Raw genomic sequence first — 16,484 nt, 5'->3', positions numbered from 1 at the left:
ATGGAAAAAATCTTACTCATAAATCCTTCGCATTCTTTCCGGGCCAAAACCCACAGGTCCTCGGTGCAGGGCTCGATAGGTTTGCCACTGGGAATTCTTTATGTGGCGGCTGCGCTGGAAGCAAAGGGATGTCGTGTCAGAGTCCTTGACTGCCTTACCGCTCCGCGCGCAGAGGCATGGGATTCGAATGACAAGGTTTATTATGGGCTCGTTCCACAGTTGCTGCGGCGGGAGATCGAAGAATTCAAGCCGGATATTGTAGGGATATCGAGCCAATTTGCCACCCAGGAGGAAAATGTTCTGGCAACCGCCGAGTTGGTTAAGGATGTTGATGCGTCGATTTCCGTAGTGGTCGGCGGTGCAAACGTTTCCTGCCGGGCGCACCGTTTCCTGGAGAATCGCAGCATCGATATTGCTGCCCGCACCGAAGGCGAGGAGATCACGGGTGAGCTTATTGAATATTTCAGAGGGGAACGGCGTCTGGATCAGGTCGGCGGAATCGCATTTCGTCAAGGCGACGGCATTCTGGAATCAGAGGACCACGCGCGTTTGGAGGATATTGATAGGATTCCGTTTCCGGCTTACCACCTGATCGACATGAATTGCTATCTGACCCTCTATAAAAAGGGGATATATACCAGGGATCGTGACGTAAAACGCAACATGTCCATGATTACCAGCAGGGGCTGCCCCTATCGTTGCGTTTTTTGTTCTGTTTCTCAAAGCATGGGTAAGGCATGGCGTCCCCATTCAGCCGATTATGTCGCCAGGCACATTAGGTACGTGTCGGATGCCTACAAAGTGGGGCACATCCACTTTGAAGATGATAATTTGATGTTTGACCTGGACCGCTTTCTGAAATTTGTGGATGTTTTGGCCGAAAGATCCGTCACGTGGGACACGCCGAACGGCATACGTGTGAATCTGGCGATCACTGAAGCGATTCTCAAGAAGTTTAAACGGTCGGGATGCAAATCCCTGAGCATGGGTGTGGAGTCGGGTGACCAGGAGGTTCTAAACCATATCGTGCGCAAGGGGATCCGGCTGCCGGACGTGGAGGAGTTTGCCAGGCGCTGCAGAAACGTGGATCTGCCCTTGAGAGCCTTTTTTATCCTCGGGTTCCCGGGAGAGACATTGGGCAACATGCGGAAGACCGTCGACTTTGCCCTGCATCTCATGGACGACTATGGAGTGGAAGTTATCAACCTCATCGCCACCCCGATATACGGTACTGAGCTCTACGCCTTGTGCGAGAGCAAAGGTTATCTTGCCAGGCCGGTTACGCCCCAAACACTCTCCGAAGCCTTTATCCCCGACGGTTATGGCCTGATAGGAACAGAATCCTTCTCGCCGGCCGATGTGGAAAACATGAGCAGGGAATTCACCTCTAAAGTGTACCGGAGACTCCTTTTCAAGATCGGAATATCGCATCCTATAAAATCTCTCAAGAGGGTCGGGAATGTGTACACCCTCACGCGCACTATCAAGAGACTGTGGTCGTAATAGGTTAGGCATGCCCCATCTGTTGCCCCGCGCTAAAAACCAACGAACGCAGATCCTGCTAACCCGGATCATTCCTGAATGTGCGATCAAAATGCAGTTTTGGACGCGCGAAAACGCTGCCCGACGTCGACCGTCCGGTCTTGGTCGGTGTGCAGGAGCTTTTGCCGTCTTGCTTGCCCGTTCCGGGGCGCGGCAAAAGCTCGTGCCCGCGTTTACCCGCGTCCAATCCTGTTGCTTATCACGGGCGTGCGGTTCTGCTTCATGAATAATTCAGGCTGAATGTATTTTTCACATTTGGAGCGTAGCGTTCGAGGACGGTGAGGATCTCGAAAGATGCCTGAAAGTCGTCAATTACCTGCCCCGAGCCTATTGCTGTTGTCGGCCGTGCAATCATGAGAATTTTGCTGATCGATCCGCCCGGAAAAAATAAGGGACTCAATACTGGCCTTGGATACTTGTCCGAGGTTCTGAGGGAAAAGCATGAAATAAGGGTTCTTGACTTAAATAATCTTACTATGGGTTCGTGCGGTGATCCCAACGCTGATCTTTCTTTTCGCGAAGTGGAGCAGAGGATCGATTCTGTTTTGAATGCATTCGAACCTGAAGTGGCGGGAATTTCAGTAAAGACTTTCACGGCCGAGGTGGCGAATCGGATATTGAGATCTGTCCGGGAGAGGCGCCCTCGAATTACTACTGTTGTCGGCGGCCCGCACATTACGTTGGACGGCTTAAAATATGTTGGTGAGAATAAGATTGACTTCGGCATTCAAGGGGAGGGAGAAGATCGGCTGCCCGCGTTGTGTGAGTGTTTAAAGGGTGACGCTAAGATCGGTGAGATGGATGGCCTGCTTTATTGGCAGGATGGTGCCTTGCAGCGCAATCCGTGCGGGCCCAACACCATAGACCTTGATAGTGTTGGTTTTCCGAACTATAACAGCTTCACTTCGGTGACGGCGAATGGCGGAGTGATATGGGAATATCCCCTCTTGAGCAGCCGAGGATGCCCGTATCACTGCTCGTACTGCTCGATGCCGGCGATTATGGGCGGAGATTGGCGATATCGTGAAGCATCGAATGTGCTCGATGAACTCAAGCACGCCAGGACAAAATATGGAAGTAAAAGGTTTACCGTTGTAGACGACAATTTTACACTGAAACTAAGCAGGGTCGAGGCACTTTGCGACGCCATCATCTCGGAAGATCTGGGTATGCCCTGGAATAGTCAGAACGGCATCCGCGCCGACCGAATCAATGAGCGCATCGCCCGAAAAATGAAACGCGCGGGCTGCCGTTACGTTTGGATAGGGATCGAGAGTGCCGATGCTTTTGTTTTCAATGCCATCAACAAAGGTGAGAGGTTGGAGGATATCAGGAAAGGGATCAGGAATCTTAAGAGTGCGGGCATAGGAGTCGGCGGCTTTTTTATTTTGGGGCTTCCGTACAGCACCAGAGAAAGCGATCTGAAGTCGATGGATTTCGTTCGAGAGCAGGGCATCGACGGCTTCTGGTTTAATTTTGTGCCGTATCCGCACACCGAGGCCGACGCCTGGGTTCGAGCTCATGGAAGGCTGCTCCGACACTGTGAGGGCGCTCTTCAGTTCGGTGGCAATGGCATGGATCCGATATTTGAGACCGCCGAATATTCTGGGAATGAGAGGATCCAAACATTTAACGAAATACATGTCAGTTTGGGGTATTACGACAGACTTATCGATCCTGCTCTGCCACAATGGGAGCAGTGGCGAAAGACATTAGACATTGTCCGGCAACACGGTTTCGAGCGTGTCGTCTCACTCCTGTTTTTCATTCTGAGGCATAATGCTCGTCTGTTGAAAAATGGGATTGTTTCTTCCTTTGAATCCTTGCGTTGACTCAAATTTGGCATCTGACACCTCGTACGCCCCGCCAAAACTCCTGCGATTTGGGCAAAGAGAATCGCAACCGCTCCGGTGTCGCTCCGCGCCTGTTGCTGCTGGCTGGAGGAGGGGTAAAGAAATGTCGCTCGCTGTCGGAGATCGGGCATAAACGGGCATGACTAGAGTGTTGTTTCTGCAGAATGTGCCTTTTGAATATATGGGGCCTATGTATATCTCGGCTCTGTTAAAAGAGCACGGCCATGACTGCCGACTCATTATCGTGAGCCAATGCCCCGACTACCTGCAAAGGATCGCAGATTACGATCCCGGACTTGTTGCTTTTTCCACGATGACGGGACCACATCGGTGGGTGCTCAAGACTGCCGGCGAGATCAAGCGCCAGCTGAACAAAAGCGTGATCCTGGGCGGACCGCATGCTACATTTTTTCCAGAGATTATCGAGGAACCATGCGTGGACATGGTTTGTGTGGGCGAAGGAGAATTTGCTTTGCTCGAGCTTGCCGACAGACTTGATCGTGGCGACAATATTTCCGATATCCGGAACCTGTGGGTTAAGAGCGACCATTCCGAAATCATCAAAAATGATCTGAGGCCTTTGATTGATAATCTGGACGCCTTACCTTTTCCCGACAGAACGCTTTATGACGACTGCACGTTGCTTCGTTCTGTTCCGGCGATGAAGTTTCTGACAGGCAGGGGGTGCCCCTACCGCTGTAGTTTTTGCTTCAACCACAGGTTCAACGAGCTCCACCGCGGCTTAGGGAAAATTGTGCGAAAGAGAGGCATTGATAGTCTCATCAAGGAGATCAAAGCAACGGCCGATGCCTATAATCTCCGATTGATTCGCTTTCCTGACGACACCTTTACCATTCACAAAGAGTGGTTGTTGGAGTTCTTGGCGAGGTACAAGAGCGAAGTGAATCTGCCCTTTACGGGCTTGGCCAGAGCCAATGAGCTGGATGAAGCTGTGATTCAGATGCTGAAATCTTCCGGATGTCTCAATGTTTTTTTTGGTGTTGAAACCGGCGACGAGCGCCTGAGGAATCAGGTACTAAAGAAACACTTGACGGATAAACAGCTGCTCGAGGCCGCAAACTCACTGAGGAAATACGGAGTGCGATTCGGAACATACAATATGTTTGGGCTGCCGCACGAAAGCCTGGACAAATCGTTTCTGACTATAGAGTTCAATCAAAAACTAAAACCTGATTACACTATCAATAACCTGTTCCAGCCTTATCCAAAAACAGAAATTGCAGATTATGCCGTCTCACACGGCTTTCTGGACCGGAGCCCTGAATATTTGGAAACGATGAACGAGGGCAGTATTTTGAATCTTGCGCAGATCAATCAAATTGTGAACGTGAGCAGGTTTGCGAGCCTGGCCATCAAGTATCCCTTTCTTTTGCCTCTGATCAAATTGCTTGTTAAATTGCCTCCGAACAGGATCTTCAAGCTCATTTTCGACCTGAGCAGCGCTCCGGCAATGAAGAGCAATATGAATCTTAGCTGGATGAACCTTGTACGATGGGGATTGCAGCTGCGCAAGATAGTGTGAGGGCAGACCGAATTATTCATGAAGGTGCGACCAAAAGGCAGTTTTGGACGCGGAAAAACGCTGATCGACGCCGACCGTTCGATCATGTTCGGCGTGCAGGGCCAGCGCGAAGCGCTTGCGCCTGCGGCGTGGCAAAAGCTCCTGCCCGCGTTTATCCGCGTCCAATTTTGTTGCTTTCATGGGCGTGCGCTTCTGCATCATGAAAAATTCAGGTTAGACGTGCAAATATTTTTAAAACAACCTTAATAATGAAATCAAATTCGACTCTAGCTGGATTCGCCAGGCATTGGCTTCTTCCACCTCTGATTCTATTGGTGCTAACGCTGACAGTTTTGCACAAACTGGTCACATTGGGGTTTATAACAATCGGAAATGTCGAAGATCACCTCCGTCTTATATATCCGTACCGCGTCTTCGATGCTGAACATCTGCAATCTTTGTCAGTTCCACTCTGGAATCCTTATACTTTTTCTGGATTTCCCTACCTTGCCAGCTTGCGCTGCCGCATCTTTTATCCAGTCAATTTTATCCTGTTTCTTCTTCCTGCACATCTCGCCATGAATTTCAGTCTTGTTCTGCACGTTTTTCTGGCCGGACTTTTCATGTATCTCCTGGCTCGCGAGATGGCCATGGATAAGGTCAGCGCTTCCGCGTGCGCTGTTGCCTTTATGTTCAGCGGATTTTTTATCGATGAGCTGTGGTGGGGACACGAGACCGTGCTCAGTTCCATGTGCTGGACGCCCCTGATATTTTTGTTTTTCCTGTGGGGTTTACGTAAAAGGAAAATTGTCTACGGTCTGCTCGGAGGCTTCGTTTTTGGTGTGCAGCTCTTCGCCGGGCACCCACAATGTCCTTACTATGGTCTTGTGTCGCTGTTTCTGTTTTCGATTTATCTTTTCATATTTTATTTGATCCGAGGAGAACGGCAAATTGCCTTTTGTGCGATTGTAACCTTTATTGCAATCGCTGTCGTCGGATGCGCCTTGTGCGCCGTGCAGCTGGTTCCTGCGGCTGAGCTTGCTCGGTATTCCGTCCGCGGCGCCGTCGAACAGAATTATGCTGCGTTCACACGATGGTCCATGGCGCCGTCCTATTTAGTGACCTTTTTACTTCCCCGAAGTTCAGCGGTTTTTGGCGCCGGCAGTTTTCCGTTTCCCGTTGCGATCGGATATGTGGGCGGTTTTGGATTGTTCATGGTGGCGATCTCATTTTTTATGATTAGAAACAGATACGTTCTGTTTTTCTGGATCTTGACTTTGTTTGCGCTGGTCCTTGCGATGGGAAGATATACTCCAATTTATGCTTTATTTTACCGATGTTTCCCCGGGTTCGACACCTTTAGAAATCCGATTCTGCTGCTGTATGTTTATTCTTTTGCTGCTTCTGTTCTGGTGGGCTTCGGCGTGTTTCATGTAAGGAACCAGGTTTGGAAGTTGACTGAAAGGGCCATAAAGCGGACGAAGCTTTTATTATTAGGTGTCGGAACTTGCTGCCTGGGCATTGCCATGGCGGCCGGTATATCTTCCTCATCGGTTATCGCAGTACAGGCCCGCTCGCCGCAGTACGATCTTGCTGTTGGCGACAACAGCCTTGGAGCGGCCGGTACGATAGTAAAATATTTCGAAAAATACCGGGATACACTAACTCATGATGTTGGCTTGATCGGGCTGATGGCTGTGCTTGCGATTCTGCCCCTGAGTGTTCGCAAGCGGACCGTATGGAGAAATTACGTACTGGCGATTGCGATGCCGCTGTTTATATTTGGCGATCTCTGGATCTATGCTGCGAGGTTTCTGAAAACCTATGATTTGACGCCGTTTACCGGAAAGGGAAAGGCGGTCGACTTTCTCAGTAAGGAGAAACTGCCATTTCGTGTCCTGCCTATGTTGGACTATCCTGAACAGGATGCGGTTTTGAAGCTCAACAGGATCTCCAGCATCAACGGTTACGGGTCACTCGAGATTCTGAAAGATTATGCCGATTTTGTTGCTGCATTTCAGAATCGGGAGCCCGTTCAAGAGTTCACCATTCTGCGGTTCTCAAATTGTTCTTCTGTAGCTGTAAATCTGCTGAATACGAAGTATATCCTGACAGCCACGGCGCTTCAGGGACCTGGTTTTAAGCTTGTTTGTACTGATCGTATTCCTGCGGCAAAGACGTGGGATCCTGACAGGAAAGACACGGTGAAGGTTAACCTCTATGAGAACCGTTCTGCCTTGCCCAGGGCATTTGTCATGCACAGGGCGGTGGTCAAAAGCGACAGAAAGAGCATTTTGCAGGCGATGAGGGACCCGGCTTTTAATGCGGAGGAGGTTGTCTTTGTGGAGGAACAGCCTCAGATAAAATTGGAAAATGTTTCGCCTGCCCAGGACGATAGCAAAGTGTCCTTTCGGACTTACCTGGAGGAAGAGATCGTGCTGGACCTGAGGTTGAATCGCAGCGGGGTTCTCTTTCTAAGCGAGATATACTATCCTGGCTGGGAAGCATTTGTCGATGGCAAGGAGACAAAAATCTATCGCGCCGACTACCTGTTCCGGTCGGTATTTTTAGAGGCGGGAGGTCACTCGGTGCGGTTTGTTTACAGGCCTGTCTCATATCGAATTGGCGTGATCGCCTCTTTGGCTACCTTGCTCTTTCTTCCTGCAGCAGTTGTATTTCACACAGTTCGAAACAGAAACACAGCCGAGACACCGCAGGGCAGAAATTTTTGATGGTCACGATTTGCTGGCCGGCAGAGTTTATTTCCTTTTTGGTCGCGCAACTCTTTAACGTTGATCGGACGACGCAGGCTATGTCAGGACACGATTGGCTACGATTTTCGGTCATGAAGGTGGAATGGACGATACGGGGGATAAAATAAGAATTTCGTCGGTTTCTGGCGTGAACGGCGTTGGCGACGATCCGGGAAGTTCGGCTCGGAGCTTGCTTATCTGCGGAAACATTGCGGTTATCATGTACATTGCCTGGCTCTATGCCGCCGGATATTTCCACGATTGGGATGAGCTGGTGCTGGAGCCATTCTTAATTTTAAAGGGCTTCAAAACCTATCAGGATATCGCCACGCATCATGCCCCGCTTTTGACGGAATCACTGGCTAGAATATACTACCTGTTTGGAACATCTCTTCTCGTCAGAAAAGTGCTTTTATTGTCGGTTTCCTCTGCTACTGCAATCATGACCTGCTATTCTGCGTACTTGCTTTCCGGGAAGAGGGCAGGAGTGGTTTCCATCGTTCTCTTTGGCATACTCTGGCCATTTTATGGCGGTACAAACTTTTGGTTTGATACGTTCCTTCCCCTTTTTTACCTCGCTGGTTTCCTGATCATCCTGAAATGTGATTCATGGAAATGGTTTTTTGCTGCCGGGCTCTGCCTTGGAATGGGTTTTTTGACCAAGCAACTCGCCGGAATTGTAGCAATCGCGCTCATGATTGCTATCTATACCAAACCGAAGGGGCTGGGATCGCGATTTGCCAAATGTTTTGCATTTTCTGCTGGTGTGCTTTTGCCGATTGCCTCGGCTGCTCTGTGGTATTCGTTTGTGGGAAGATTGGGTGAGGCCTTTTACTGGATTATACAGTACAATTTATCCACTCGTTATATTGAAGGCGGAGGAAAGCGTCCGCCGATGGGTGAGATAGTGCGTCTCATAACGATTGCCGCGCCTATTATTCTTCTATTATTTGTTGTCGTTTTATCCAAGGCGAAGCGGCATCTGTTAGTGTGGAAACACTATGTTGTACTTGCGCTGGGCATATGTGCTGCTTTTTCCATCTTTCCGCGATGGGAATCGTGGCATGTCGTGCCTTCGATCCCGTTTCTCGTAATTGGTCTGGTCTTGTGTATTGAGGGATTCCTTCGCCTTGTGAAGGAGTCAGGCAGTCGCAAAGTCGCCAGGGGGGCTGTGGCGATGATACTGCTGTGGAGTATCCTGGTTTTGGGTGATGTTGGAAGTTATTATGTACCTCTGCTTGTAGACAAGATCTATCCCGGTTTTGCGCAGCGCTGGCCGCTGCGCTCGTACGGTGCTCCGGCATGGTTCGATCAGGAATATGCCCGCTATTTGCATGACCTTCCGATTTTGGGAAAGAATTTGGCCGCATTGACTGACAAGCGCGATCGAATTTTGGTTTGGGGGTGGATGGGCGGTAGATTGTATTTTGATTCGGATCGCCTTCCCCCTGGGAGATTTTACTATATTCTTCCATGGTTTACGTGCCTGCCGAGATTCAAGCAGGATCTTCAGGATAGTTTCGAAAAAAACGCACCGCGCTTTGTGGTCATTAGCCTGAAGCAATATCCTGGGACTCCCTCATTAAAGAAGCTTGGAATTGATTTATCGGCATTGGGATATGCGAGGTTGACGGAGATGCGGCGAATGTACCCTCAGATGGAGATTTGGGAGGCAGCCCGATAAAGCTTGGTCAAATGCTGATGAGCTGTGATTTGCCCAAAGAGGCTCAAACTGAGGCGGAGGTAAACTGGTTTTTGTTGGACAGCAGGTTGGAAGGAATTAAAAGGTGTCGAGGCGGATCAAACTTTTCAGGAAGTATTATCTTGGAGACCAGGGGATTTAACTTCGATCGGATTGGAGCAGCAAAGTGAAGGTTTTCGCCGTGATTCCAACGTATAATGAAGCTCAGAATCTTAAGCTAGTCGTGTCGCAAATACACGCACTTCAGCCTTCATTCAATATCGTTATTGTGGATGACAACTCACCGGATGGTACGGGCAAAATTGCCGATACTCTGGCGCAGGACGATGTTCGGGTCCACACGATTCACAGGCCGCGAAAAGCCGGTTTGGGAACAGCGTACGTAGAGGGATTCAGATATGCTCTTGCTAACGGCGCGGATCTCATATTCGAGATGGACGCTGATTTATCTCACGACCCTGCATATCTTCAGGACTTTATTATGAGCGCGGATCAGGCTGATCTGGTTATCGGAAGTCGATATAAAAATGGGATCAGAATAGAGGGGTGGAGGTTCCGCAGACTTCTGCTAAGCAAATTGGCGAATATTTATGTCTCTTATATTATGGTAAGGCCGGTTTGGGACTTCACTGCAGGATTTCGATGCTACCGCAGGTCGGTGCTTGAAGCCATTGATCTGGGCTGCATTAGATCGGATGGATATGCATTTCAGATCGAAATGACTTACTTAGCTTTTGAGCGCGGGTTCAGGGTCATAGAGATTCCGATTATTTTCAAGGAAAGGCGGCACGGGACATCAAAAATATCGCGACGTGTGGTGTGGGAGGCGTTCTGGATAACGTTGAAATGCCGTGCTCCGATATTCGAGATCGTGAAACATCTATCTTTTATTTTCAGAGATTATAATGAGTTTGTCAACGGTGCTGGGTCCCAGAGCAGGTAAAGGGTGTTTGAGTATGGCTCACGCTTGTGCAAGGCTGGCGGGAAGATGCGCTGCACGTGAAAGCATGTGTAAAGAGAAGGCGAGGCCGGCGTGAAGATCGCCCTTGTTAATCCCTATCAAAGACGGCTCGTGAGCCGAAAGGGCAAGATCTACAACCGGGTGTGGCCGCCACTTGAGTTGGCAAATACTGGTGCGGTCCTCGAAGGGCAGGGTCATGAGGTAAGGATTGTCGACGCCAATGCCATGGCGCTGGCTCCTGAAAAAGTGGCCGATCTCGTTAGCGGCTTCGACAAAGTTTTTGTATCCTCCTCCAGCCTGGACAGGTGGCAATGCCCCTGTTTGGATATTGAGCCTTTCTTAAACGCGGTTTGTCAAATTAATCGCGTCTCTGATGAAATCTATGTGATTGGGGTGCATGGAACGGTAAAGCCGGCCGAGATTTTGGAACTGACCAGGGCAAAGGCGGTCATTCGCGGCGAACCGGAAATTACTGTGGCTGAGCTCTGTGAGGGACGGCCTCTTTCAGAAATCAAGGGACTGGCTTTTCGCGAGGCCGGAAAGGTCATTCTTACAGAAGAGCAGCGGCCGGTCGATTTAAACAACCTGCCCAAGCCTGCATTTCACTTGCTGCCGATGAATAGATATCATTATGAGGTCCTAGGGTACAATTTTACACTATTCGAGGGATCCAGAGGATGCGCTTCCAAGTGCAGGTTTTGCCTGTTGAAAATGTATGGTCTCGGCGTCCGCAGAAAGAAGTTGGAAAAACTTATCGAAGAAGTGGAATATGCTATTGCTAGCTTCGGAATAAAAAGAGCCTATTTCATGGATCTCGAATTTACGGTTTTTCGTGACCAGGTTCTGGATCTTTGTGATTACCTGAGCAGGAAACGATACGACTTTTGCTGGACTTGCCAGACCCGACTGGATCTTGTGGACGAGCACTTATTGAGGAAAATGAAACAGGCAGGCTGCCGCCTGATTCACTTTGGTGTAGAGGCTGGAGGCGACGGGTTGCTGGCAAGAGTCAATAAAAAGATCACGATCAGGCAAATCGAAGAGGGGATGCATCTGGTGCACCAAGCAGACATCGACTCTGCGTGTTTTTTCATGCTGGGCTTTCCCAACTCCGATGCCGGGGAAATGGAGGAAACAATCAACTTTGCCAAAAAGCTTAACCCGACTTACGCCCTTTTTCATATCGCTACGCCCTATCCGGCGACGGTCCTGTACGATCAGGTGCTGCAGGAGGATTCGGACGTTTTTGGCAAAGCCATGTTTCCGGAAGCATTCCTGCAGGGGGAAGATTTGATAAAGTTGAAGAAAGTCATCCGGCATGCCTATTTGGAATTCTATCTGAGGCCGACTTATGTTGGGAGCAGATTGTTGCGGGGCGACCTCAGATCCCTGAGTGGCCAGATCAAGCTGTTATTGGGCTACCTCTAGCAGCATAATGGGGCGACAATGAGGTCTTGCGCTGGGATTTTCAACGCTGATGTCAGACGCATAAATACACAGTGAGAGGTGATTTGGGAATCAAGGTCAACAAGGACCTCATGTTGGCACTTTGCCTGGGCTTGCTCTGCTTAGTGACGCGGCTGCCATTTGCCAGCAGGCTGCTATTTAACAGCGATTCAACGCGCTTCGCTTTAGCCATGACGCACTATGACGTCAGCCAAATGCGTCCCCACGCCCCAGGATATATTCTTTATGTCGCCGCTGCCAAGCTTGTGAATTTGTTCGTGCATGAGGAAGGCGCGAGTCTGGTGGCGGTGAGTATAATCGCGAGTGTCATGACCGTGGTGGGGTTATATTATTTGGCGCTGAACATGTTCGGACGTTCAAATGCAATCTTGAGTGCGGCCCTATTTTTGAGTTCCCCCCTCGTTTGGTACAATGGAGAAATGCCCTTTACATATGTCCTTGATGCATTCTTCGGCGTCATGTTTGCATATTCATGTTATCAGATCGTCCTCAAAAACCGCAAGTGGATATATTTGTCGGCTGTGTTTCTCGGCCTGGCAACGGGAGTGCGCCAGAGCGCAATTATGGTTCTATTGCCTCTTTGGATATTCGCTTTGAGAAAGTCACCGCGTAAATCTGTATTGCTCGCTGTTTGTGTGTTCGCGCTATGCTGTTGCACATGGTTTTTTCCGATAATTCTACTTTCCGGTGGCTTAGAAGGTTATCTTGGCGCCCTGTACGGGCAATTCAGCAGAGTGGTTGTGGATCCGTTGCCTTATTTGTCTCAAATCAAAATTCGGGGAACCATTTTGGCTGGCTTTATGGTCTACAGCCTGACTGTGGGGATTGTTCCCATGACCTACTACTGTGGCCGGTTTTTTCGCCTACCATTTATTATTTCGGATGCCAGGCTGCAGTTGATGCTTATTTGGGTCGTGCCGGCGACGTTATTTTACCTCGGAGTGACTCTTTATAATCCGGGTCAGGTGATCGTGATTTTGCCGCCCTTATTTGTATTCCTGTCAGAGTCACTAAAGGCGCTGGCTGCGGATGTGGACTGTGCTGCTGGATTGCTCATGGGGAATGGGAGATCAAGGTCCTTGAAGGGGTTTCCGTTTCTGTTGAACAAAAATATTTTGGTGGCCTCTTCTGTGATTTTAATTCTCGCGGTTAATGTTTGGCTTTTCATTTTCGCTGATACCGCTGTGTCCTATGACGCTATCAAAAGTGGGGACCAACAATTGGCGGAACATATCAAGTTGACGCATGAGGTAAGGTCACCTCAGAAGGCAATGATTCTGGCTTGCCGGGTCAACACCCAGGCCGGCTACTATCTGCCTGATTATTTGATATGTTGCCCGTTTCCTCTGATATTCAGTAGGTCCATAATTCCTATTGAGGCTCAAAATGTTTATTTCACGAGTCATCACGACACTACTCCGCGGACGTATTGGATGCCTACAGATTTTATTTTGGAGCCGATACCGTTGCCCGATTATGTCGACACGCTTGTAGTGTGGGAAGACGAAATTGCGGGTTTTTACGTTAGCGATGCCGTACCTCTTGGGTCGAGAATGTCCGCTTCAGGCCTTGTAAGAATCTACTTTTTGAAGGTGAGAGCTGGCGAAAAAATATATTATGATTTTCACAAATGGTCCGTGCGATAGAGGACAAGAATAGCCGAGCAAATCTGGGATCTGCTTTTTAAAGGCCCAGGAGTTGCCGTATTCATAGGATCAGGGTTTGGTAATGGGAAAGTTTGTTTCCGTGGTTGTGTGTTGCTATAACATGGGTGAGCAATTGAGAGAATGCCTTGAATCCTTAGAGAATCAATCCTATGACAATAAGGAGGTTATCGTTGTAAATGATGGTTCTACAGACGATAGCATTGGTGTTTTGCAGACATTTCAGGACCGGATGAGGGGCCTGATGACGGTGGCGTCCAATGCGGCGAATCTGGGAGTGGCTGCTTCCAGGAATGTAGGCATTGGGTTAGCAAAGGGCGACATAATTGCTTTCACAGATGCGGATTGCACCGCTGATCCAGACTGGTTATCTGAGCTGGTTAAGGGATACTGTGATAAGGATGTAGCCGCCGTCGGCGGCTATATTGGGGATGAATGCTGCAATAATATCTGGGAGCGGTCTGAACGAGGACACAATTATGTGGCCTCATCGGAGGGCTACGTTTCGTATATCCAGGGCTGCAACATGTCCTTTGACGCGCGCGTGCTTCGGTTGCATCGGTTCAATCAGGAAATCAAGTATGGATACGAAGAAGCAATGCTTTGCGACGACCTGATAAAGGGTGGATTTCGTATCTGGTACAACCCCAAGGCGAAGGTTCATCACAAGCACCGTGCGATTTTGTTAGGGTTGCTGAGACAGAAATATTTGAGAGGCTACAGCTCGATCTGGTATCGCAAGAGGCAGGGAATGTCACCGATGTTAAAGAGACACTTTCTTATGCTTTTGTGTCTACTGTTGCTGCCGGGCCTCGCGATTAATGCGGTGTTCGGGTACGGGGCGCTTATTTGCTTCGCGCTTGTTGTCCTTGGTCTTCTCAGAGATGAGCGGCTGTATGGGACAAAGAGTATGTTGGAGGTGTTGGTCACGCTTCCTGTTATGGTTGGAACGGAGATGGCACATTTTTGTGGTGCCTTGGCGGGTGTTTTTGTATTCCGAATATTGGAAGCGGGATCGAAGCGATGAGTGAGCCTGGTGGATTATGTTGGGTTTTGTTCTTGAGCGCTGGGAAGGTCTTATTAGATGCCTTATGCCAAGGTTGAGGTTGTGCAACTCTGGCTGGTGAAATGGTATTGAATGAGATGAGCCGGATTAGAGCTTCCGTTATCATCCCTGTCCGAAATGGATGCCGGACACTCCCGCAGTGCCTCCGGAGCATATTTGCTTCCTCATATAAGGATTTTGAGTGCATTGTTGTGGATGACGAATCAAGCGATCACAGTGCGGATCTGGCAGAATCAATAGGAGTAAGAGTCATACGTTTGGACCGCCGGCAGGGTGCTGCAACTGCAAGAAACCGGGGAGCAGAGGCTGCTGAGGGAGATATCCTGGTATTTACGGATGCGGATGTTCAAATCTATGCAGATACACTGGAAAAGACCGTCAAGGTCTTTGCCGAGGAACCGGATCTGGCTGCAGTATTCGGATCTTACGATAATGATCCTGCATGCGTCAATTTCTGCTCGCAATACAAGAACCTGTTCCATCATTTCATCCATCAACACGGCCGAGAGGACGCCGGGACATTTTGGAGCGGCTTTGGCGCCATACGGAAGACCGCTTTTATAGGGGTTGCGGGATTCGACCCACGCTGCAGAATGATGGAAGACATACAGCTCGGGTACAAACTCAAGGCGATAGGATGCAGGATACGGCTGAACAAAAGTTTAGTTGTCAAACACCTGAAGAACTACTCTTTTTTGAGCTTGGTCAAGTCGGATCTATTTGACCGGGCAGTGCCGTGGACGATGCTAATGCTGCGTCACGGTAGGATGGCCGATGACCTTAACCTAAAGCCAAGATATAAGATAAGCGCTGCATGTTCTCTTTTAGTGGTTTTTTGCCTCGTTCTGGCACCTTTATCCATATGGTTCTTGGCCGTGATTCCTTTTCTGATGGGTGCCTTCTTAATATTAAACGTTGATCTATCTCGCTTTTTTCTTGGCGCGCGTGGTGCGCGATTTGCCGTCAAGGCACTGGCGCTCTATTTTTTGTATTATCTTTACAGTATGGTCGGCTTCGCGCTGGGAATTGTTAGATATTTGGGCTGGAGGTATTTTAGCCGCCCGGGCTGATGTGCGTGAACGGATGTGTGGGGTCATGCAAGGGGAATTAGAGAGCTTTGCCGCGGATCACAAGGCGTTGGCAGCTGGGACTCGTAAGAAACTGCTCCTGTACCTGGCTAAGTGGAATGATTTCAGGAACGTTCCGATTTCTGCAACGCTGGCTTGGCTTTGCCGGGCCAACGGGTGTGTGTTTGACAATTATTTTGACAGCTATCATGAAGGTGTGCACCACCCTGGTGGTGATTGGAGGGAGATCGCGTATGGTAAGCTCAGCGGCGGAACAGTATGCGGAGATAGACATTACGAACAATTCTGTCAGTTATTGCTCTATTTCGATGTGTCGGTGGTAACTTCCGGCGAGACGTTGTTTCGAAGCGTCCTGAGGCGGCTGAGCGTGCCCTCTATCGTAGATTCGGAAAAGGTCAGTGTCATCTACAAAAAGGCGTTCAGTTACTTTGGAGTCCCCTTGCCGTCTACCATGGTTATGATTGGCTCCAATTTCGGCAAACCGGTCAGGGGGCTCGAAGGATACCTGTTTCCGGAGATCTTCTATCGAGAGGCGCTTGGTGTCCACGAGACGATATCTGAGAGGGAACTGGGAGAGCTATGCAAGCCCGGCGGCAGAATATTCTGTTTCTGCGTTAATGATGAGGTGCTTGCGAAGCTGGTGGAGCTCGGCTATGCGGTCGAATGCGCGGATAGGGTCAGTGAAGTTGATGATTACCTGAGCGTTACGAAACGATCTGCAGAACGGTGGAGGGGAACCGCAAAAGGATGGCTGCTGGGTGACCCGGTGCTGGTATCGCATTGGATTCCGAGCGCTTGCGAGAAGCAATTGATACCGATTTACGGCACGCCGCAGGAAGGAATTATCCACGAGCTCAAAGGGTTGA

Annotated in this window: 11 protein-coding genes; all 11 read left to right on the top strand. The window is 49.5% G+C overall.

Going from position 1 to position 16,484, the window contains the following annotated elements; all coding sequences use genetic code 11:
* The first annotated feature begins 102 nt into the window (after nt 1-102).
* The 11 genes from LAP85_06190 (at nt 103) to LAP85_06140 (ending at nt 15,600) form a co-directional block, all read left to right on the top strand.
* Nucleotides 103-1,503 carry a B12-binding domain-containing radical SAM protein gene (locus tag LAP85_06190; protein ID MBZ5495975.1) on the top strand — a complete coding sequence of 467 codons (1,401 nt, stop codon included), beginning with the start codon at nt 103-105 and terminating at the stop codon, nt 1,501-1,503.
* 392 nt (nt 1,504-1,895) lie between these two features.
* Nucleotides 1,896-3,374: a B12-binding domain-containing radical SAM protein gene (locus LAP85_06185; GenBank protein MBZ5495974.1), complete on the top strand. Its 1,479-nt coding sequence runs from the start codon at nt 1,896-1,898 to the stop codon at nt 3,372-3,374.
* 160 nt (nt 3,375-3,534) lie between these two features.
* Nucleotides 3,535-4,938, top strand: coding sequence for a B12-binding domain-containing radical SAM protein (locus tag LAP85_06180; protein MBZ5495973.1), 1,404 nt, complete (start codon nt 3,535-3,537; stop codon nt 4,936-4,938).
* An 18-nt stretch (nt 4,939-4,956) separates the two neighbouring features.
* The gene (locus LAP85_06175) at nt 4,957-5,184 is read left to right on the top strand and encodes a hypothetical protein (GenBank protein ID MBZ5495972.1); all 228 of its coding nucleotides are present in this window, start codon (nt 4,957-4,959) and stop codon (nt 5,182-5,184) included.
* Nucleotides 5,185-5,252: 68 nt separating this feature from the next.
* Nucleotides 5,253-7,649 carry a YfhO family protein gene (locus LAP85_06170; GenBank protein MBZ5495971.1) on the top strand — a complete coding sequence of 799 codons (2,397 nt, stop codon included), beginning with the start codon at nt 5,253-5,255 and terminating at the stop codon, nt 7,647-7,649.
* A 124-nt stretch (nt 7,650-7,773) separates the two neighbouring features.
* Nucleotides 7,774-9,354: a hypothetical protein gene (locus LAP85_06165; protein ID MBZ5495970.1), complete on the top strand. Its 1,581-nt coding sequence runs from the start codon at nt 7,774-7,776 to the stop codon at nt 9,352-9,354.
* Between the two features lie 184 nt (nt 9,355-9,538).
* Nucleotides 9,539-10,315: a polyprenol monophosphomannose synthase gene (locus tag LAP85_06160; GenBank protein MBZ5495969.1), complete on the top strand. Its 777-nt coding sequence runs from the start codon at nt 9,539-9,541 to the stop codon at nt 10,313-10,315.
* A 90-nt stretch (nt 10,316-10,405) separates the two neighbouring features.
* On the top strand, nt 10,406-11,761 hold the full coding sequence (locus LAP85_06155) for a B12-binding domain-containing radical SAM protein (protein ID MBZ5495968.1): 1,356 nt from the start codon (nt 10,406-10,408) through the stop codon (nt 11,759-11,761).
* An 83-nt stretch (nt 11,762-11,844) separates the two neighbouring features.
* Nucleotides 11,845-13,446 carry a glycosyltransferase family 39 protein gene (locus tag LAP85_06150; GenBank protein MBZ5495967.1) on the top strand — a complete coding sequence of 534 codons (1,602 nt, stop codon included), beginning with the start codon at nt 11,845-11,847 and terminating at the stop codon, nt 13,444-13,446.
* Between the two features lie 82 nt (nt 13,447-13,528).
* Nucleotides 13,529-14,491: a glycosyltransferase gene (locus tag LAP85_06145; protein ID MBZ5495966.1), complete on the top strand. Its 963-nt coding sequence runs from the start codon at nt 13,529-13,531 to the stop codon at nt 14,489-14,491.
* A 101-nt stretch (nt 14,492-14,592) separates the two neighbouring features.
* The gene (locus LAP85_06140; protein MBZ5495965.1) at nt 14,593-15,600 is read left to right on the top strand and encodes a glycosyltransferase; all 1,008 of its coding nucleotides are present in this window, start codon (nt 14,593-14,595) and stop codon (nt 15,598-15,600) included.
* The last annotated feature ends 884 nt before the right edge of the window (nt 15,601-16,484 follow it).

It is taken from the genome of Terriglobia bacterium (assembly GCA_020072565.1).
In the GTDB taxonomy this organism is placed as follows: domain Bacteria; phylum Acidobacteriota; class UBA6911; order UBA6911; family UBA6911; genus JAFNAG01.
The sequence above is the reverse complement of the archived record's forward strand: the minus strand, read 5'-3'. Positions and strand labels throughout refer to the sequence as shown.

Bases quoted from the DNA above. Each gene is read 5' to 3' on its own strand.
- LAP85_06145 (MBZ5495966.1), top strand. From the start codon at position 13,529: ATGGGAAAGTTTGTTTCCGTGGTTGTGTGTTGCTATAACATGGGTGAG.
- LAP85_06175 (MBZ5495972.1), top strand. From the start codon at position 4,957: ATGAAGGTGCGACCAAAAGGCAGTTTTGGACGCGGAAAAACGCTGATC.
- LAP85_06180 (MBZ5495973.1), top strand. From the start codon at position 3,535: ATGACTAGAGTGTTGTTTCTGCAGAATGTGCCTTTTGAATATATGGGG.
- LAP85_06140 (MBZ5495965.1), top strand. From the start codon at position 14,593: ATGGTATTGAATGAGATGAGCCGGATTAGAGCTTCCGTTATCATCCCT.
- LAP85_06165 (MBZ5495970.1), top strand. From the start codon at position 7,774: ATGGACGATACGGGGGATAAAATAAGAATTTCGTCGGTTTCTGGCGTG.
- LAP85_06185 (MBZ5495974.1), top strand. From the start codon at position 1,896: ATGAGAATTTTGCTGATCGATCCGCCCGGAAAAAATAAGGGACTCAAT.